6 protein-coding genes are annotated in these 21,890 nt (G+C 30.7%); all 6 read left to right on the top strand.

Going from position 1 to position 21,890, the window contains the following annotated elements:
- Nucleotides 1-39 precede the first annotated feature (39 nt).
- Nucleotides 40-1,710, top strand: coding sequence for a sulfatase (locus EI427_RS22425; protein ID WP_126619240.1), 1,671 nt, complete (start codon nucleotides 40-42; stop codon nucleotides 1,708-1,710).
- A gap of 232 nt (nucleotides 1,711-1,942) precedes the next feature.
- A complete protein-coding gene (locus EI427_RS22430) occupies nucleotides 1,943-6,949 on the top strand; it encodes a T9SS type A sorting domain-containing protein (RefSeq protein WP_126619242.1) in 5,007 nt (1,668 codons plus the stop codon).
- A 320-nt stretch (nucleotides 6,950-7,269) separates the two neighbouring features.
- On the top strand, nucleotides 7,270-13,497 hold the full coding sequence (locus EI427_RS22435) for a T9SS type A sorting domain-containing protein (protein ID WP_170178582.1): 6,228 nt from the start codon (nucleotides 7,270-7,272) through the stop codon (nucleotides 13,495-13,497).
- A 381-nt stretch (nucleotides 13,498-13,878) separates the two neighbouring features.
- A complete protein-coding gene (locus EI427_RS22440; RefSeq protein ID WP_126619246.1) occupies nucleotides 13,879-19,611 on the top strand; it encodes a T9SS type A sorting domain-containing protein in 5,733 nt (1,910 codons plus the stop codon).
- Between the two features lie 606 nt (nucleotides 19,612-20,217).
- The gene (locus EI427_RS22445; RefSeq protein ID WP_126619248.1) at nucleotides 20,218-20,802 is read left to right on the top strand and encodes a hypothetical protein; all 585 of its coding nucleotides are present in this window, start codon (nucleotides 20,218-20,220) and stop codon (nucleotides 20,800-20,802) included.
- Nucleotides 20,803-20,896: 94 nt separating this feature from the next.
- Complete coding sequence (locus EI427_RS22450) at nucleotides 20,897-21,829, top strand: vWA domain-containing protein (protein ID WP_126619250.1); 933 nt, start codon at nucleotides 20,897-20,899, stop codon at nucleotides 21,827-21,829.
- Nucleotides 21,830-21,890 lie beyond the last annotated feature (61 nt).

The following is a 21,890-nucleotide window of genomic DNA, read 5'->3' on the forward strand; positions in this document are numbered from 1 at the left end:
AGGATAAAATCATCCGTAAGGATTAAAAATAAATAGAGAATGAAAATTCAATTGAGAAAAATTGTTTTGGGCATCTTTGGAGTAGTTGCGTTACAAGCGTTAGCACCAAAAGTAATAGCACAAGATAAAATGGAGCAACACCCCAATGTGTTATTCATTATAGTAGACGACCTGAATGATTTTGAAGGGAAGTTTGGTGGACACCCTCAAGCAATAACTCCTAACATAGATAAATTGGCAGATTCTGGCGTTACTTTTGTCAACGGACAAACCAATGTACCAGTTTGCCAACCTGCAAGAAACTCTTTATTTACAGGGGTATACCCACACGATTCTAGAGATTTTGGGTGGACGGCTCGTAAAAAACACGATGTGTTGAAGCACAGCAAAACCATGTTCCAGTTGTTTGCAGAAAATGGTTATGCACTTTATGGGTCAGGAAAATTGATGCATAAAAACGATAAGAAATTATGGAACGAGTGGGGAGTGCCAGAGCGCATTAATTATGGACCTCATGCATTTAACGGAAATAAAATCATTCCTCACCCCTCTGTACCAGAGCCTTTTAGAAGTATAAATATTGTAGACGGTTCTTTTGCACCACTTACAGATATTCCTCAATTTGACAGTACAAAAACGGACTTAAAACCAGGTTGGGGCTACCCAAAAAAGGAATTTAGATATGTAAATGATGAGGACAGGGATTTAATGCCAGATGAACAGCATGCAGATTGGGCCGTTAAAAAACTGAAGCAATTAGAAGAAAGTGGTTCAGATAAACCTTTCTTTATGGGAATTGGTTTTGTAAAGCCACATACTCCATTATATGCTCCACAGAAGTATTTTGATATGTATCCTTTAGAAACATTGAAATTACCAGTTATAAAGGAGGGAGATGATGAGGATGCATTTTTTAAAGAAAACTATCCAATGTCGCAAATGGGATTAAAGTATTATAAAGCACTTTGTGATTCTTATGAAGATGATAAAGAAGGATTAAGAAAAGTTGTACAAGCCTATCTTGCTTGCGTTACTTTTATGGACGACCAAGTAGGGAAAGTTATTGATGCTTTAGATAACTCTAAATTTGCAGATAATACTATAGTTGTATTTACGGCAGACCATGGGTGGAACTTCGGACAGAAAGAATACTTGTATAAGAACTCACCTTGGGAAGAAAGTGCAAGAGTGCCTTTTATCGTACGTGCTCCAAAAGAACAAGTGAAAGGAATGGATGTAACTCACCCTGTTTCATTAATAGATTTGTACCCTACGTTTATAGATATCTGTAATTTAAAAGGAAGTACAAAACTAGACGAACAAGCCGCAGAAATAGGAGGCCATTCTATTCGTCCTTTCCTAACAGATAAAAATGCAACATGGACAGGCCCAAAAGGCGCATTAACCGTAATGGGAGTAGGTATTTCTGAACCAATAGAAGGTTTAGCGGTGTCTGTGAACAAACAAGCGTTATGGCATATTGAGGTTAGAAAACCACTAAGTCCAGAATATGTAATGCAACAAACATATTCCTATAGAACAGCGCGTTTCCGTTACATCTTATACAAAAATGGTAAAGAAGAATTGTACGACCACAAGAAAGATAAACACGAGTGGAAAAATGTTGCCGATAAAAAATCATATGCTTCTACAAAAGCAGATTTAAAGCTTCAGATGATGGAAATTATTAACGCAAATAGCGTGAATTAAGATATTTAATTTACCAATGTGATTGAGGCAAACTCTATAGGTTTGTCTCTTTTTTGTTAAATATATAATGTTATTGGTATGTATTAAAAAAAAAGAATAGACCAATAACTAATTGAAATACAGTGTCATTAGCACTATTTATTAGGTCTAATTAACAAAGTTTCTAGTTTTTTTAATTTTATTATGTAATTTTAAACGATAAAACTAAATTTTTTTATTTAAAGCTGACATAATGCAAACTAATTACAAGCTGTTACGCCTATTGCTCATAGGTTTATTTTTCTGTGTAACTTTTACTACTGCGCTACACGCTCAAAACAATAGTTGTGAAACTGCTATTGATGTAGAGTTTGGTGACAATAATGCAACAAATACTCCCAACTGGTATGCATTTACAGTACCAACTGATATGCAACGTTTAACGTTATCAAGTTTAGGGAAAACCACACTAGATACTTATGTAGAAGTCTACTCGGAATGTGGAGGTTCAAGAATTTTTTATAATGATGATTCTGATGGTGTGCGTCAAAGTTATCTAGACGAAGATGTTTCACCCTATCAAGGAGAAACGTTGTATATAAAATGGCGTCTATATGGTAGTAGTACAGAAGGAAATTTTGATTGGACATTAGGTGGTACAGATATAAACTCTAAACCCTACTCTCATATTGTTTCTATTGATGACATAGTCATAAATTATGGCGTGCAATTAAAAATAGAGAACAACAATAACCCAATAGATTCTTTACACTTTATGTTAGTGGGTGAAGATAATGGGGTTATTACATTGCAAAACGATAGTATTATTGGTTTATCTGTAGCAGGTACACAACAAGTAGTTGGTGTTATTTATGATGAATACAGTGTAAACCGAGGACAACAGGAATTTACTGTAACCAACCAAGTAGATCCATCTGGTAAAAAGACGGGTGTGATAACTAATTTAGAAGATATTGTAATTAATTCATTTGAAGATTATGAATTACAAGGTGCTACTAATTCGTCTGCCGAAATTTCATATGCAATAATAAGCGGTAGTGAATATGCATCAATATCAGGTAATGTATTAACAGCAGAAGCATATGGTGAAGTAGAGGTTGAAGCTTCAATTATAGAAAATGATGAATATACGTCATCATCAGTAATATTTACAGTAAGTATTTCTCCTTATAAAAATGGTATTTTATATGAGGAATACTTAGCCCTAGAGGTATTATACAATACAGCTGATGGTCCAAATTGGAAAAATAATACCAATTGGCTCACAGATGAACCTATTGAAGACTGGTATGGTGTAACTACTTCTCAAGTAGAAGATGAAAATGGCACTACGTATTTAGTTGTAACTCAGATATACCTTAGTAATAATTCTCTTAAAGGAAACCTTCCTTCTGAGTTAGGTAATTTAATACATCTTACAAGTTTAAATTTGTCATATAATTCTCTTAAAGGAAACCTTCCTTCTGAGTTAGGTAATTTAATACATCTTACAAGTTTAAATTTGTCATATAATTCTCTTGAAAGTGTTCCAGTAGAGTTAGGCAATTTATCAAATCTTACTATTTTAAATTTGTCATATAATTCTCTTGTAAGTGTTCCAGTAGAGTTAGGTAATTTAGTAAATCTTACTGGATTATATTTGTCATCTAATTCTCTTGTAAGTATTCCAGTAGAGTTAGGCAATTTGTTAAATCTTACTGAATTAAATTTGTCATATAATTCTCTTGTAAGTGTTCCAGTAGAGTTAGGCAATTTGTCAAATCTTACTGGATTATATTTGCATTCTAATTCCCTTGTAAGTATTCCAGTAGAGTTAGGCAATTTGTTAAATCTTACTGAATTATCTTTGTCATCTAATTCACTTGTAGATGTTCCGGTAGAGTTAGGCAATTTGTTAAATCTTACTAATTTAAGTTTGTATTCTAATTCTCTTTTAAGTGTTCCAGTAGAGTTAGGCAATTTGTCAAATCTTACTGGATTATATTTGCATTCTAATTCCCTTGTAAATGTTCCAGTAGAGTTGGGTAATTTAATAAATCTTACTACATTATTTTTGTATAATAATTCTCTTGAGAGTGTTCCAGTGGAGTTAGGTAATTTAGTAAATCTTACTAGATTAAATTTGTCTTATAATTCTCTTGAAAGTGTTCCAGTAGAGTTAGGTAATTTAGTAAATCTTACTTATTTAAGTTTGTATTCTAATTCTCTTGAAAGTGTTCCAGTAGAGTTAGGTAATTTAGTAAATCTTACTACTTTAGATATTGACTATAATAGATTCACTTTTGAAAAATTAAATCTCCAAAAAGATTTCTTTACTAGTATTTCATATTTTGATTATTCCCCTCAAAATAACATTCTAATCAATAGAAATCAAGATGTAGAGTTGTTAACAACAATCTTAACTATTTCAGATACGGCAGCAAATAATAGCTATGAATGGTATAAAGATGGTGAAGTAATGTCTAATGAGACAACGTCAATATTAACAATTAACTATACCGAAAATTTAGATAGCAAATTTTACTGTAAAATTACAAACACAGATTGGCCAGATTTAACACTCCAATCAACAACTTATACAGAAAAAGGAGAATTAATTTCATTAATAGTAAATAATATCCCTTCAAATACTCCAGAAAATACGGGTATATATGCAATTGGTAGTTTTAATAACAATAACTATCGTAATCAAGAATACCCGCTGGTTTATAATACAACAAATGGACATTATGCTTTAACGGTACCTAAAAATTTAGGAACTGTAGAATTTAGGTTTGCCTTAAAAAACCATGAGGGGTTTGTAGAAACGAATATAGAAAATGAAGAGGTTCTAAGAACTTTAGAGTTAATAGAATTAACTGGTGAAGTAATTATAGACGATATATCAGCTTGGTTATCTATACCTACATTGCCCAATACATGTAATGAAAGTATTCCCGTTTTTGCAGACAGTACCAACCTTTTCAGTAGTTCGCCTACATATTATTCTTTTATAGCGACAGAATATTCTAAAATAACTGCCGCTACCTTAGATGCATATAAAGGAAGTAGAATAACTATTTATGATGGGTGTGATGGCACTATTTTATTTAATAGTAGAAGCTATTATGGAAATACAACTGGTACACTTGAACTTATTGGAGGTCAAGAAATAATAATTAAAGTTTCTACTTATACTCCAGATAATGACTATGTTTTTAATTGGAAATTAGAGGCAACACCAATAATTGTATATACCGTGGCTTCTATTCCAGAGAATACACCAGAAGATATGCCAATATATGCAATTGGTACAATGAACGAACTGGATTACACTAATCAAGACTACCCCTTAAGAAAGGTAGATGGAGGAACATCTTATGAACTAGTAGTAGAAAAAGAACTTGGAGAAGTAGATTTTACATTTGTCTTAAAAAACCATGAAGACTTTTCTGAAGTAATAGCAAATGGAGATTTTGTTACAAGAACTATTGACACCACCACTGATTCTGAGGTAACTTTAGCTCCAATTATTGGGTGGAATATGGTTCCTGAATTAGCGAATACTTGTGCAAGTGCAATAGAGCTTACTACAGAAGGAGATTATATAGTAGGTACAGCTCCTCAGTGGTATTCTTTTACAGCTACAGAAGATATGCAATTGTCTTTACGTAGTCTAGATGCTAGATATGTAACTGGTGCTGAATTGAATATTTATAATGATTGTGATGGAACACTTTTAAGAAGAGAGTATAATTATTATAGTGAACTATCCGTATATTATAATTTAAAACAAGGTGAAACAATATATTTTCAATGGGATAGCAATTCTACTACTAATGCAAATAATTTTAAATGGAATTTATCTACGCATGTAACCAAAACATATGTAGTTAACGTAATACCGGAGAGTACCCCAGAGAATATGTCAATTTATGCTATCGGGTCAATGAATAATTATGATTATTCTAATCAGGATTATGAGCTTATTTATAATGATGTAACTAATAAGTATGAGCTTATTTTTCCAGAAGAATTAGATACTGTACGTTTTCATTTTGTTTTAAAAAATTATGAAGAATTTAGAGAAGTGAACAATGAGGGTGATACCATTTCTAGATTTGTAGATGTAGCAAATACAACAACGAATACACAAATTGAAGATATTATCTCTTGGGGTAATATTCCTCAACTAGCGTATACTTGTTCCGAGAGTTTAGAAATTACAGCTGACACATTAATTGCAGGTGGAATTCCAACTTGGTATCATTATGAAGCCTCTACTAATCAGGTAATTACTTTATCGACTTTAGGTTTGACGCCTTTAGATACTAGAGTACGTATTTATGATAATTGTGATGGAGAAGAATTAGCTTATAATGATGATGCAGAAAATACTTGGCAAACAAAATTAGAGTATGCGTTATATGCAGGCGATAATATTAAGATAAAATGGGATCATTGGGATAATGGTGATAAACCATTTAAATGGTCTTTTGAAGCTGTTGATATTGAGCATCAAACTTTAGACTCTTTAAATGTTCTTCTTAAGTCATATAGTCAATTGGAATTATTATCTGACCAAGAGTTACCTTTAAATTTTGAATTAATATCAGGTAATGCAACAGTAGTAGATGATGTTTTAACTATTAATGGAGAAGGAGAGTTAACATTAAGGTTATATAATGAAGGCGATCTTTATCATTATGCATTAGATACAACTGTAACAGTAACAATAGATAAGTCAATTCTAACATTTAATACGAGTTATTTTGAAGATATCGAAGAAGTAGGAAGTTACTTATTACCATCATTTATAAGTGATCAAGGAGTCGTGTTATCATTAGAAGTAGTTTCAGGTGCTGCTATAATTGAAGAAGATTCATTGAAAGTGATTTCATCTGGAGAAGTAGAACTAAGCTTAACTTATAAAGAGGATAATGTTTATGAAGGATTTAGCAATTCATATATATTACAAATCAATGAAGTAATTCCAACTGGTTTAGAAAATGAATTATCAAAGTCTATTTCTATTTATCCTAACCCTGCAAATAAAGAGGTCTTTATTGAAGTACCCAACGTTCAAACTATAGGTTTAACTGTAGTTTCAACAACAGGTCAGTTAATTCATAAAGAGCAAGTATTAAAGGGGAACAATTATAGAAATGTATTAGATGTCTCTACTTTTAAAACAGGCGTTTATGTTTTAATTATTCAGACAGAAAAAGGAAATGGAATAAAACGTTTGATTGTGAAATAGTTTATTCTGTTAGGTAAGTAACAGAAACACCCCTCTTTTAGGAAATTATCCGTAAAAGAGGGGTGTTTTATTTTGTAATTCTATTTAAACGAAACATCAAAAATTAAGTTTTAACTGACTTTACTATAATATTTAGAGTAATATAAAAGTACCCTTTACTACGTACAATAAGTGTATATAAAACAGTTATATTTAATACGAAAAGTTAAATAAAAATTAATTAATATTTATAAAAATAATTAATAACATCTATAAATATTAAAATTTATTATGTAGCTTTGAATCGCAAAAACTAAATGATTCAAAATAAAGCTGACATAATGCAAACTCAAAACATGCTATTACACCTATTGCTCATAGGTTTATTTTTCTGTCTAAATTTTACTACATCACTTCACGCTCAAAACAATAGTTGTGAAACCGCTATTGATGTAGAATTTGGTGACAATAACGTACCAAATACATCCAGTTGGTACGCATTTACAGTACCAACTGATATGCAACGTTTAACGTTATCAAGTTTAGGGAAAACCACACTAGATACTTATGTAGAAGTCTACTCTGAATGTGGAGGTTCAAGAATTTTTTATAATGATAATTCTGATGGTGGGCGTCAAAGTTATCTAGACAAAGATGTTTCACGCTATCAAGGAGAAACGCTGTATATAAGATGGCGTCTATTTTATAGTAGCACAGAAGGAAATTTTGATTGGACATTAGGTGGTACAGATATCAATTCTAAACCCTACTCTCATATTGTTTCTATTGATGACATAGTCATTAATTATGGCGTGCAATTAAAAATAGAGAACAACAATAACCCAATAGATTCTTTACACTTTATGTTAGTGGGAGAAGATAATGGGGTTATTACATTGCAAAACGATAGTATTATTGGTTTATCTGTAGCAGGTACACAACAAGTAGTTGGTGTTATTTATGATGAATACAGTGTAAACCGAGGACAACAGGAATTTACTGTAACCAACCAAGTAGATCCATCTGGTAAAAAGACGGGTGTGATAACTAATTTAGAAGATATTGTAATTAATTCATTTGAAGATTATGAATTACAAGGTGCTACTAATTCGTCTGCCGAAATTTCATATGCAATAATAAGTGGTAGTGAATATGCATCAATATCAGGTAATGTATTAACAGCAGAAGCATATGGTGAAGTAGAGGTTGAAGCTTCAATTATAGAAAATGATGAATATACGTCATCATCAGTGATATTTACAGTAAGTATTTCTCCTTATAAAAATGGAATTTTATATGAGGAATACTTAGCCCTAGAGGCATTATACAATACAACTGATGGTCCAAATTGGAATAATAATACCAATTGGCTCACAGATGAACCTATTGAAGACTGGTATGGTGTAACTACTTCTCAAGTAGAAGATGAAAATAGTAATACGTATTTAGTTGTAACTCAGATGTCCCTTAGTAATAATTCTCTTAAAGGAAACCTCCCTTCTGAGTTAGGTAATTTAATACACCTTACAAGTTTAGATTTGTATAATAATTCTCTTGTAAGTGTTCCATTAGAGTTAGGTAATTTAGTAAATCTTACTGGATTATATTTGTCATCTAATTCTCTTTTAAGTATTCCATTAGAGTTAGGTAATTTAGTAAATCTTACTGGATTATATTTGTCATCTAATTCTCTTGTAAGTATTCCAGTAGAGTTAGGCAATTTGGTAAATCTTACTGAATTAAATTTGTCATCTAATTCTCTTGTAAGTGTTCCGGTAGAGTTAGGTAATTTAGTAAATCTTACTAATTTATCTTTGAATTCTAATTCTCTAGTAAGTGTTCCGGTAGAGTTAGGCAATTTGTTAAATCTTACAAGTTTATCTTTGTCAAGAAATTCTCTTGAAAGTGTTCCGGTAGAGTTAGGTAATTTGGTAAATCTTACTACTTTATATTTGTCATCTAATTCTCTTGTAGATGTTCCGGTAGAGTTAGGCAATTTGTTAAATCTTACTTATTTAAGTTTGTATAATAATTCTCTTGTAGATGTTCCGGTAGAGTTAGGCAATTTGTTAAATCTTACTACTTTAAATTTGTCTTATAATTCTCTTGAAAGTGTTCCATTAGAGTTAGGCAATTTGTTAAATCTTACTTATTTAAGTTTGTATAATAATTCTCTTGTAGATGTTCCGGTAGAGTTAGGTAATTTGTTAAATCTTACTTATTTAAATTTGTCAAGAAATTCTCTTGAAAGTGTTCCATTAGAGTTAGGCAATTTGTCAAATCTTACAAGTTTAAATTTGTATAATAATTCTCTTGAAAGTATTCCATTAGAGTTAGGTAATTTGTTAAATCTTACTTATTTAAATATTAACTATAATAGATTCACTTTTAAAAAATTAGATCTCCAAAAAGATTTCTTTACTAGTATTTCATCTTTTGATTATTCCCCTCAAAATAATATTCTAATCAATAGAAATCAAGATGTAGAGTTGTTAACAACAATCTTAACTATTTCAGATACGGCAGCAAATAATAGCTATGAATGGTATAAAGATGGTGAAGTAATGCCTAATGAGACAACGTCAATATTAACAATTAACTATACCGAAAATTTAGATAGCGAATTTTACTGTAAAATTACAAACACAGATTGGCCAGATTTAACACTCCAATCAACTACTTATACAGAAAAAGGAGAATTAATTTCATTAATAGTAAATAATATCCCTTCAAATACTCCAGAAAATACGGGTATATATGCAATTGGTAGTTTTAATAACAATAACTATCGTAATCAAGAATTCCCGCTGGTTTATAATACAACAAATGGACATTATGCTTTAACGGTACCTAAAAATTTAGGAACTGTAGAATTTAGGTTTGCCTTAAAAAACCATGAGGGGTTTGTAGAAACGAATATAGAAAATGAAGAGGTTCTAAGAACTTTAGAGTTAATAGAATTAACTGGTGAAGTAATTATAGACGATATATCAGCTTGGTTATCTATACCTACATTGCCCAATACATGTAATGAAAGTATTCCCGTTTTTGCAGACAGTACCAACCTTTTCAGTAGTTCGCCTACATATTATTCTTTTATAGCGACAGAATATTCTAAAATAACTGCCGCTACCTTAGATGCATATAAAGGAAGTAGAATAACTATTTATGATGGGTGTGATGGCACTATTTTATTTAATAGTAGAAGCTATTATGGAAATACAACTGGTACACTTGAACTTATTGGAGGTCAAGAAATAATAATTAAAGTTTCTACTTATACTCCAGATAATGACTATGTTTTTAATTGGAAATTAGAAGCAACACCATTAGTTGTATATACCGTGACTTCTATTCCAGAGAATACACCAGAACATATGCCAGTATATGCAATTGGTACAATGAATGAACTGGATTACACCAATCAAGACTACCCCTTAAGAAAGGTAGATGGAGGAACATCTTATGAACTAGTAGTAGAAAAAGAACTTGGAGAAGTAGATTTTACATTTGTCTTAAAAAACCATGAAGACTTTTCTGAAGTAATAGCAAATGGAGATTTTGTTACAAGAACTATTGACACCACCACTGATTCTGAGGTAACTTTAGCTCCAATTATTGGTTGGAATATGGTTCCTGAATTAGCGAATATCTGTGCAAGTGCAATAGAGCTTACAGCAGAAGGTGATTATATAGTAGGTACAGCTCCTCAGTGGTATTCTTTTACAGCTACAGAAGATATGCAATTGTCTTTAAGTAGTCTAGATGCTAGATATATAACTGGTGGTGCTGAATTGAAAATTTATAATGATTGTGATGGGACACTTTTAAGAAGAGAGTATAATTATTATAGTGAACTATCCGTAGATTATAATTTAAAACAAGGTGAAACAATATATTTGCAATGGGATAGCAATTATACTACTAATGCAAATAATTTTAAATGGAATTTATCTACACGAGCAACCAAGACATATTTAGTTAACGTAATACCGGAGAGTACACCAGAGAATATGTCAATTTATGCTATTGGGTCAATGAATAATTATGATTATTCTAATCAGGATTATGAGCTTATTTATAATGATGTAATTAATAAGTATGAGCTTATTTTTCCAGAAGAATTAGATACTGTACGTTTTCATTTTGTTTTAAAAAATTATGAAGAATTTAGAGAAGTAAACAATGAGGGTGATACCATTTCTAGATTTGTAGATATAGCAAATACAACAACGAATACACAAATTGAAGATATTATCTCTTGGGGTAATATTCCTCAACTAGCGTATACTTGTACCGAGAGTTTAGAAATTACAGCTGATACATTGATTGCAGGTGGAATTCCAACTTGGTATCATTATGAAGCCTCTACTAATCAAGTAATTACTTTATCGACTTTAGGTTTGACGTCTTTAGATACTAGAGTACGTATTTATGATAATTGTGATGGAGAAGAATTAGCTTATAATGATGATGCCGAAAATACTGTACAAACAAAATTAGAGTATGCGTTATCTGAAGGCGATAATATTAAGATAAAATGGGATCTTTGGGGTAATGGTGATAAACCATTTAAATGGTCTTTTGAAACTGTTGACATTGAGATTGAACATCAAACTTTAGACTCCCTAAATGTCCTTCTTAAGTCATATAGTCAATTGGAATTATTATCTGACCAAGAGTTACCTTTAAATTTTGAACTAATATCAGGTAATGCAACAGTAGTAGATGATATTATAACTATTAATGAAGGAGGAGAGTTAACGTTAAGGTTATATAATGAAGGTGATCCTTATCATTATGCATTAGATACAACTGTAACAGTAACAATAGATAAGTTAATTCAGAATTTTGATTTTACTGTTTTTGATGAGATCAGTACAACCGGTCTTTATCAATTAGAGAGTTACAATACAGAAGAAGCGTTATCATTATCTTTAGAAGCAGTTTCTGATAATGCAGAGATTACAAATGATTCATTAAACATAACATCATCTGGAGAAGTACAGTTACGTATATTTAATGAAGGTGATGGAGTTTATCAACCATTTGATTCAACATATACTTTTACAGTAGATAAGTCAATTATAACATTTAATACGAGTTATTTTGAAGATATCGAAGAAGTAGGAAGTTACTTATTACCATCATTTATAAGTGATCAAGGAGTCTCGTTATCCTTAGAAGTAGTTTCAGGTTCGGCGCTTATAACAGGAGATTCTTTATTTATTATTGAATCAGGAGCAGTTGAATTGAATGTTGTTTATGCAGGAGATACAGTTTATGAATCTTTTAGTAGAGGATATTCTTTATCTATAGCGAAGTCAGTGCTTACTTTTGATACGAGTTATTTTGAAGATATCGAAGAAGTAGGAAGTTACTTATTACCATCATTTATAAGTGATCAAGGAGTCGTGTTATCATTAGAAGTAGTTTCAGGTTCGGCGCTTATAACAGGAGATTCTTTATTTATTATTGAATTAGGGGCAGTTGAATTGAATGTTGTTTATGCAGGAGATACAGTTTATGAATCTTTTAGTAGAGGATATTCTTTATCTATAGCGAAGTCAGTGCTTACTTTTGATACGAGTTATTTTGAAGATATCGAAGAAGTAGGAAGTTACTTATTACCATCATTTATAAGTGATCAAGGAGTCGTGTTATCATTAGAAGTAGTTTCAGGTTCGGCGCTTATAACAGGAGATTCTTTATTTATTATTGAATCAGGAGCAGTTGAATTGAATGTTGTTTATGCAGGAGATACAGTTTATGAATCTTTTAGTAGAGGATATTCTTTATCTATAGCGAAGTCAGTGCTTACTTTTGATACGAGTTATTTTGAAGATATCGAAGAAATAGGAAGTTACTTATTACCATCATTTATAAGTGATCAAGGAGTCGTGTTATCATTAGAAGTAGTTTCAGGTTCGGCGCTTATAACAGGAGATTCTTTATTTATTATTGAATCAGGAGCAGTTGAATTGAATGTTGTTTATGCAGGAGATACAGTTTATGAATCTTTTAGTAGAGGATATTCTTTATCTATAGCGAAGTCAGTGCTTACTTTTGATACGAGTTATTTTGAAGATATCGAAGAAGTAGGAAGTTACTTATTACCATCATTTATAAGTGATCAAGGTATAGCATTATCATTAGAAATAGTTTCAGGTGCTGCTATAATTGAAGAAGATTCATTGAAAGTGATTTCATCTGGAGAAGTAGAACTAAGCTTAACTTATAAAGAGGATAATGTATATGAAGGATTTAGCAATTCATATATATTACAAATCAATGAAGTAATTCCAACTGGTTTAGAAAATGAATTATCAAAGTCTATTTCTATTTATCCTAACCCTGCAAATAAAGAGGTCTTTATTGAAGTACCCAACGTTCAAACTATAGGTTTAACTGTAGTTTCAACAACAGGTCAGTTAATTCATAAAGAGCAAGTATTAAAGGGGAACAATTATAGAAATGTATTAGATGTCTCTACTTTTAAAACAGGCGTTTATGTTTTAATTATTCAGACAGAAAAAGGAAATGGAATAAAACGTTTGATTGTGAAATAGTTTATTCTGTTAGGTAAGTAATAGAAATACCCCTCTTTTTAGGAAACTATCCGTAAAAGAGGGGTGTTTTATTTTGTAATTCTATTTAAACGAAACATCAAAAATTAAGTTTTAACTGACTTTGCTATAATATTTAGAGTAATATAAAAGTACCCTTTATCATGTATAATAAGTGTATATAAAAAAGTTATATTTAATATGAAAAGTTAAATAAAAACCATTTAAGGTTAAAAAAGTAGACTATTAAATAGAGCTTAATACTAGGCCAAAGTAAAATTTAATTAATATTTGTAAAAATAATTAATATCATCTGTAAAATATTAAAATAGATTATGTAATTTTAAACGAGAAAACTAAAATTTTTTATTTAAAGCTGACATAATGCAAACTAATTACAAGCTGTTACGCCTATTACTCATAGGTTTATTTTTCTGTGTAACTTTTACTACTGCGCTACACGCTCAAAACAATAGTTGTGAAACTGCTATTGATGTAGAGTTTGGTGACAATAATGCACCAAATACTCCCAACTGGTATGCATTTACAGTACCAACTGATATGCAACGTTTAACGTTATCAAGTTTAGGGAAAACCACACTAGATACTTATGTAGAAGTCTACTCGGAATGTGGAGGTTCAAGAATTTTTTATAATGATGATTCTGATGTTGGGCGTCAAAGTTATCTAGACAAAGATGTTTCACGCTATCAAGGAGAAACGTTGTATATAAGATGGCGTCTATTTAGTAGTAGTACAGAAGGAAATTTTGATTGGACATTAGGTGGTACAGATATAAATTCTAAACCCTACTCTCATATTGTTTCTATTGATGACATAGTCATTAATTATGGCGTGCAATTAAAAATAGAGAACAACAATAACCCAATAGATTCTTTACACTTTATGTTAGTGGGAGAAGATAATGGGGTTATTACATTGCAAAACGATAGTATTATTGGTTTATCTGTAGCAGGTACACAACAAGTAGTTGGTGTTATTTATGATGAATACAGTGTAAACCGAGGACAACAGGAATTTACTGTAACCAACCAAGTAGATCCATCTGGTAAAAAGACGGGTGTGATAACTAATCTAGAAGATATTGTCATTCATTCATTTGAAGATTATGAACTACAAGGTGCTACTAATTCGTCTGCCGAAATTTCATATGCAATAATAAGTGGTAGTGAATATGCATCAATATCAGGTAATGTATTAACAGCAGAAGCATATGGTGAAGTAGAGATTGAAGCTTCAATTATAGAAAATGATGAATATACGGCATCATCAGTAATATTTACAGTAAGTATTTCTCCTTATAAAAATGGAATTTTATATGAGGAATACTTAGCCCTAGAGGCATTATACAATACAACTGATGGTCCAAATTGGAATAATAATACCAATTGGCTCACAGATGAACCTATTGAAGACTGGTATGGTGTAACTACTTCTCAAGTAGAAGATGAAAATGGCACTACGCATTTAGTTGTAACTCAGATATCCTTTAGTAATAATTCTCTTAAAGGAAACCTTCCTTCTGAGTTAGGTAATTTAATACATCTTACAAGTTTAAATTTGTCATATAATTCTCTTGTAAGTGTTCCATTAGAGTTAGGTAATTTAGTAAATCTTACTGGATTATATTTGTCATCTAATTCTCTTGTAAGTATTCCAGTAGAGTTAGGCAATTTGGTAAATCTTACTGAATTAAATTTGTCATATAATTCTCTTGTAAGTGTTCCATTAGAGTTAGGTAATTTAGTACATCTTATAAGTTTAGATTTGTCAAGAAATTCTCTTGAAAGTGTTCCAGTAGAGTTAGGCAATTTGGTAAATCTTACTGAATTAAATTTGTCATATAATTCTCTTGTAAGTGTTCCGGTAGAATTAGGCAATTTGTCAAATCTTACAAGTTTAATTTTGTCATCTAATTCTCTTGAAAGTGTTCCATTAGAGTTAGGTAATTTGTTAAATCTTACAAGTTTAAATTTGTCATATAATTCTCTTGAAAGTGTTCCAGTAGAGTTAGGCAATTTGTCAAATCTTACTTATTTAAGTTTGTATTCTAATTCTCTTTTAAGTGTTCCAGTAGAGTTGGGTAATTTGGTGAATCTTACTAATTTATATTTGCATTCTAATTCCCTTGTAAATGTTCCAGTAGAGTTGGGTAATTTAGTAAATCTTACTACATTATTTTTACATTCTAATTCTCTTGAGAGTGTTCCAGTGGAGTTAGGTAATTTAGTAAATCTTACTTATTTAGATTTGTCATATACTTCTCTTTTAAGTGTTCCAGTAGAGTTGGGTAATTTAGTAAATCTTACTAGATTAAATTTGTCATCTAATTCTCTTGAAAGTATTCCATTAGAGTTAGGTAATTTATTAAATCTTACTACTTTAGATATTGACTATAATAGATTCACTTTTGAAAAATTAGATCTCCAAAAAGATTTCTTTACTAGTATTTCATCTTTTGATTATTCCCCTCAAAATAACATTCTAATCAATAGAAATCAAGATGTAGAGTTGTTAACAACAATCTTAACTATTCCAGATACGGCAGCAAATAATAGCTATGAATGGTATAAAGATGGTGAAGTAATGCCTAACGAGACGACGTCAATATTAACAATTAACTATACCGAAAATTTAGATAGCGAATTTTACTGTAAAATTACAAACACAGATTGGCCAGATTTAACACTCCAATCAACTACTTATACAGAAAAAGGAGAATTAATTTCATTAATTGTAAATAATATCCCTTCAAATACTCCAGAAAATACGGGTATATATGCAATTGGTAGTTTTAATAACAATAACTATCGTAATCAAGAATATCCGCTGGTTTATAATACAACAAATGGACATTATGCTTTAACGGTACCTAAAAATTTAGGAACTGTAGAATTTAGGTTTGCCTTAAAAAACCATGAGGGGTTTGTAGAAACGAATATAGAAAATGAAGAGGTTCTAAGAACTTTAGAGTTAACAGAATTATCTGGTGAAGTAATTATAGACGATATATCAGCTTGGTTATCTATACCTACATTGCCCAATACATGTAATGAAAGTATTCCCGTTTTTGCAGACAGTACCAACCTTTTCAGTAGTTCGCCTACATATTATTCTTTTATAGCGACAGAATATTCTAAAATAACTGTCGCTACCTTAGATGCAGATAAAGGAAGTAGTATAACTATTTATGATGGTTGTGATGGCACTATTTTATTTAATCGTAGAAACTATTATGAAAATACTACTGGTACACTTGAACTTATAGGAGGTCAAGAAATAATAATTAAAGTTTCTAATTATACTCCAGATAGGAATTCTGTTTTTAATTGGAAATTAGAGGCAAGACCATTAATTGTATATACGGTGGCTTCTATTCCAGAGAATACACCAGAAGATATGCCAATATATGCAATTGGTACAATGAACGAACTGGATTACACCAATCAAGACTACCCCTTAAGAAAGGTAGATGGAGGAACATCTTATGAACTAGTAGTAGAAAAAGAACTTGGAGAAGTAGATTTTACATTTGTCTTAAAAAACCATGAAGACTTTTCTGAAGTAATAGCAAATGGAGATTTTGTTACAAGAACTATTGACACCACCACTGATTCTGAGGTAACTTTAGCTCCAATTATTGGGTGGAATATGGTTCCTGAATTAGCGAATACTTGTGCAAGTGCAATAGAGCTTACTACAGAAGGAGATTATATAGTAGGTACAGCTCCTCAGTGGTATTCTTTTACAGCTACAGAAGATATGCAATTGTCTTTAAGTAGTCTAGATGCTAGATATGTAACTGGTGCTGAATTGAATATTTATAATGATTGTGATGGAACACTTTTAAGAAGAGAGTATAATTATTATAGTGAACTATCCGTAGATTATGATTTAAAACAAGGTGAAACAATATATTTTCAATGGGATAGTTATTATACTACTAATGCAAATAATTTTAAATGGAATTTATCTACGCATGTAACCAAAACATATGTAGTTAACGTAATACCGGAGAGTACCCCAGAGAATATGTCAATTTATGCTATCGGGTCAATGAATAATTATGATTATTCTAATCAGGATTATGAGCTTATTTATAATGATGTAATTAATAAGTATGAGCTTATTTTTCCAGAAGAATTAGATACTGTACGTTTTCATTTTGTTTTAAAAAATTATGAAGAATTTAGAGAAGTAAACAATGAGGGTGATACCATTTCTAGATTTGTAGATGTAGCAAATACAACAACGAATACACAAATTGAAGATATTATCTCTTGGGGTAATATTCCTCAACTAGCGTATACTTGTACCGAGAGTTTAGAAATTACAGCTGATACATTGATTGCAGGTGGAATTCCAACTTGGTATCATTATGAAGCCTCTACTAATCAAGTAATTACTTTATCGACTTTAGGTTTGACGCCTTTAGATACTAGAGTACGTATTTATGATAATTGTGATGGAGAAGAATTAGCGTATAATGATGATGCCGAAAATACTGTACAAACAAAATTAGAGTATACGTTATCTGAAGGCGATAATATTAAGATAAAATGGGATCTTTTTGGTAGTGGTGATAAACCATTTAAATGGTCTTTTGAAGCTGTTGATATTGAGCATCAAACTTTAGACTCTTTAAATGTCCTTCTTAAGTCATACAGTCAATTGGAATTATTATCTGACCAAGAGTTACCTTTAAATTTTGAATTAATATCAGGTAATGCGACAATAGAAGATGATGTTTTAACTATTAATGGAGGAGGAGAGTTAACATTAAGATTCTATAATGAAGGTGATCTTTATCATTATGCATTAGATACAACTGCAACAGTAACGATAGATAAGTTGATTCAGAATTTTGATTTTACTGTTTTTGATGAGATCAGTACAACCGGTCTTTATCAATTAGAGAGTTACAATACAGAAGAAGCGTTATCATTATCTTTAGAAGCAGTTTCTGATAATGCAGAAATTACAAATGATTCATTAAACATAACATCATCTGGAGAAGTACAGTTACGTATATTTAATGAAGGTGATGGAGTTTATCATCCATTTGATTCAACATATACTTTTACAGTAGATAAGTCAATTATAACATTTAATACGAGTTATTTTGAAGATATCGAAGAAGTAGGAAGTTACTTATTACCATCATTTATAAGTGATCAAGGAGTCGTATTATCATTAGAAGTAGTTTCAGGTTCGGCGCTTATAACAGGAGATTCTTTATTTATTATTGAATCAGGGGCAGTTGAATTGAATGTTGTTTATGCAGGAGATACAGTTTATGAATCTTTTAGTAGAGGATATTCTTTATCTATAGCGAAGTCAGTGCTTACTTTTGATACGAGTTATTTTGAAGATATCGAAGAAGTAGGAAGTTACTTATTACCATCATTTATAAGTGATCAAGGAGTCGTGTTATCATTAGAAGTAGTTTCAGGTTCGGCGCTTATAACAGGAGATTCTTTATTTATTATTGAATTAGGGGCAGTTGAATTGAATGTTGTTTATGCAGGAGATACAGTTTATGAATCTTTTAGTAGAGGATATTCTTTATCTATAGCGAAGTCAGTACTTACTTTTGATACGAGTTATTTTGAAGATATCGAAGAAGTAGGAAGTTACTTATTACCATCATTTATAAGTGATCAAGGAGTCGTGTTATCATTAGAAGTAGTTTCAGGTGCTGCTATAATTGAAGAAGATTCATTGAAAGTGATTTCATCTGGAGAAGTAGAACTAAGCTTAACTTATAAAGAGGATAATGTATATGAAGGATTTAGCAATTCATATATATTACAAATCAATGAAGTAATTCCAACTGGTTTAGAAAATGAATTATCAAAGTCTATTTCTATTTATCCTAACCCTGCAAATAAAGAGGTCTTTATTGAAGTACCCAACGTTCAGGCTATAGGTTTAACTGTAGTTTCAACAACAGGTCAGTTAATTCATAAAGAGCAAGTATTAAAGGGGAACAATTATAGAAATGTATTAGATGTCTCTACTTTTAAAACAGGCGTTTATGTTTTAATTATTCAGACAGAAAAAGGAAATGGAATAAAACGTTTGATTGTGAAATAGTTTATTCCGTTAGGTAAGTAATAGAAACACCCCTCTTTTAGGAAATTATCCGTAAAAGAGGGGTGTTTTATTTTGTAATTATAATTCACATCTATTAAAATAGTATTTTGTTTAAATTGAAACAAAAATTCAATTAAAGTAGTTTATATAATCAGAAGTTAGATGAATGCGCTTAGTAGATAAGTGATAAAAAAATTGAGAGAGTTAAGTTCATGAAAAACCTCGTTGGTATTGCCGACGAGGTTTTTTTGTATTTGTTTGAATATGTTAATGTATAGATGATTGAAATCTTAATGTTGGTTTGTATTTATTAACAAATAAAATTGTATTGGGGTAATTTATTTTAGTTAAAGTTGTGTAATTAAACACACTCTTCAAATATTTAACTAAAAACCAATTATCATGAATTTATCAATAGATATTTTGCCTAAAAAATTGAAAGTATATTCAACGTTTATTTTGGATAAACTAGTTTAAGCAGTTTAATATAAAATAATATCATAATAGAATTTTAGAATGAGAAATATACAGCTATTGCTATATTTTTAGATCATTTGGTTGATCAAATTTTGCTTATATAGTATTTAAGTATTTCAATTTATAAATATGAATAAGTTTATATCATTATTAACTATTGCATTATTTTTTAGTGTAATAGTTAATGCACAAACAAAGTTTGATGTTTTAATCGGAATTAATATATCAAACCTCTATGTAACAGAGAATAACACGGATAATAAGTTATTAAGCTCAAGTCCTGGAATAGGATATAATTTAGGTCTTCTAAGAAGGGTAAATTTATCAGTGAAATCAAATTTTAAATACGGTATAGTATTTAAGAGAATTGTTTCCGAAACTATAAATGCAAAAGCAATAAATGATTTTATTTCAATTCCCTTATTGATCAACTATAGGGTTTTCACTTCAAAACTTAGAGTTGAAGGTGGTTTTGTTCCTGAAGTTGCGTTAAAATATTCTGTTGCTGGTATTAATTATCCAATACGTTTTTTTGGGGAGGAACATACTTACAGAATGTTAAATGTAGAGTATCAAATAGGAATAATATATCAAACAAATTTTATATCAGTAGGTTTGAATTTTTCAAATATGATATTTAATGAACATCATTCGAATGATGTAGTAAATACAAAGAGTTATACATTTAGTCTGAACCTTAATTACAATATATAAAGTCATTTCAAATGAGAAGGTATAATTTATTACTTCTTTTTGTATTACTTTTTTAATACTTCAATCTGGTAGGAGAGAGAAAAGTTTACATATAATGTGTAAGGCAGAAATTATTGAGGCGTTAGAAAATTTAGAAGCGGGTGGTTCTACTGCCGGTGGAGAAGGGTTGAAGTTGGCTTACAAAGTGGCAAAACAGAACTTTATTAAAAAAGGGAACAACAGAATTATTTTAGCAACCGATGGCGATTTTAACGTTGGTGTAAGTAGTAACGAAGCGATGGAAGAGTTAATTACAGAACGTCGAGAAGAGGGTATTGCTATTTCTGTATTGGGCTTTGGAATGGGGAATTACCAAGATGACAAGATGGAGATAATTGCGGATAAAGGCAATGGAAATTACGCCTATATAGATAACCTACAAGAGGCTCAAAAGGTATTGGTAAAAGAGTTTGGAGGTACGTTAATGACAATAGCGAAGGATGTAAAATTCCAATTAGAGTTTAACCCAAAATTTGTGGCTAAATATCGTTTAATTGGTTACGAAAACCGCCTACTTGAAGATGAGGACTTTGATGATGACAAAAAGGATGCAGGAGAAATAGGAGCAGGTCATTCTGTAACAGCCTTGTACGAAATAGTTCCAGTTATTAAAAAAACAAGAAATACGCCGGAGTTGAAATACCAATCGACCGAATTAACAGAATATGCCAAAAATAGCAATGACCTACTTACATTGAAATTAAGGTATAAACAGCCTACAAAGAGTAAAAGTAATTTGATTGAAACAGTAGTTAAGAGTAATTACACACCTTTTTCGGAGACCACAACAGATTTTAAATTTACTGCTTCAATTGTAGAATTTGGCATGTTATTAAGAAATTCAGAATTTAAAGGGTCATCTACTTGGGATACTGTTATTCAACTTGCAAAAGAAGGAAGAGGAACCGATGAGGAAGGATATAAAAGTGAAATGATACGACTTGTAAATGTTGCGAAGTCACTTGATGTTAAATACGATAACAAATAAGAACAAGAAATATAAAACATGAATAAATGCCTTTCTTTCTTTTATTTCTTTAGAAGAAGGG

The sequence above is a fragment of the Flammeovirga pectinis genome, assembly GCF_003970675.1.
Classification (GTDB): Bacteria; Bacteroidota; Bacteroidia; order Cytophagales; family Flammeovirgaceae; genus Flammeovirga; species Flammeovirga pectinis.

Coding starts and splice junctions, on each gene's coding strand:
- EI427_RS22430 (WP_126619242.1), top strand. CDS start 1,943: ATGCAAACTAATTACAAGCTGTTACGCCTATTGCTCATAGGTTTATTT.
- EI427_RS22425 (WP_126619240.1), top strand. CDS start 40: ATGAAAATTCAATTGAGAAAAATTGTTTTGGGCATCTTTGGAGTAGTT.
- EI427_RS22440 (WP_126619246.1), top strand. CDS start 13,879: ATGCAAACTAATTACAAGCTGTTACGCCTATTACTCATAGGTTTATTT.
- EI427_RS22435 (WP_170178582.1), top strand. CDS start 7,270: ATGCAAACTCAAAACATGCTATTACACCTATTGCTCATAGGTTTATTT.
- EI427_RS22445 (WP_126619248.1), top strand. CDS start 20,218: ATGAATAAGTTTATATCATTATTAACTATTGCATTATTTTTTAGTGTA.
- EI427_RS22450 (WP_126619250.1), top strand. CDS start 20,897: ATGTGTAAGGCAGAAATTATTGAGGCGTTAGAAAATTTAGAAGCGGGT.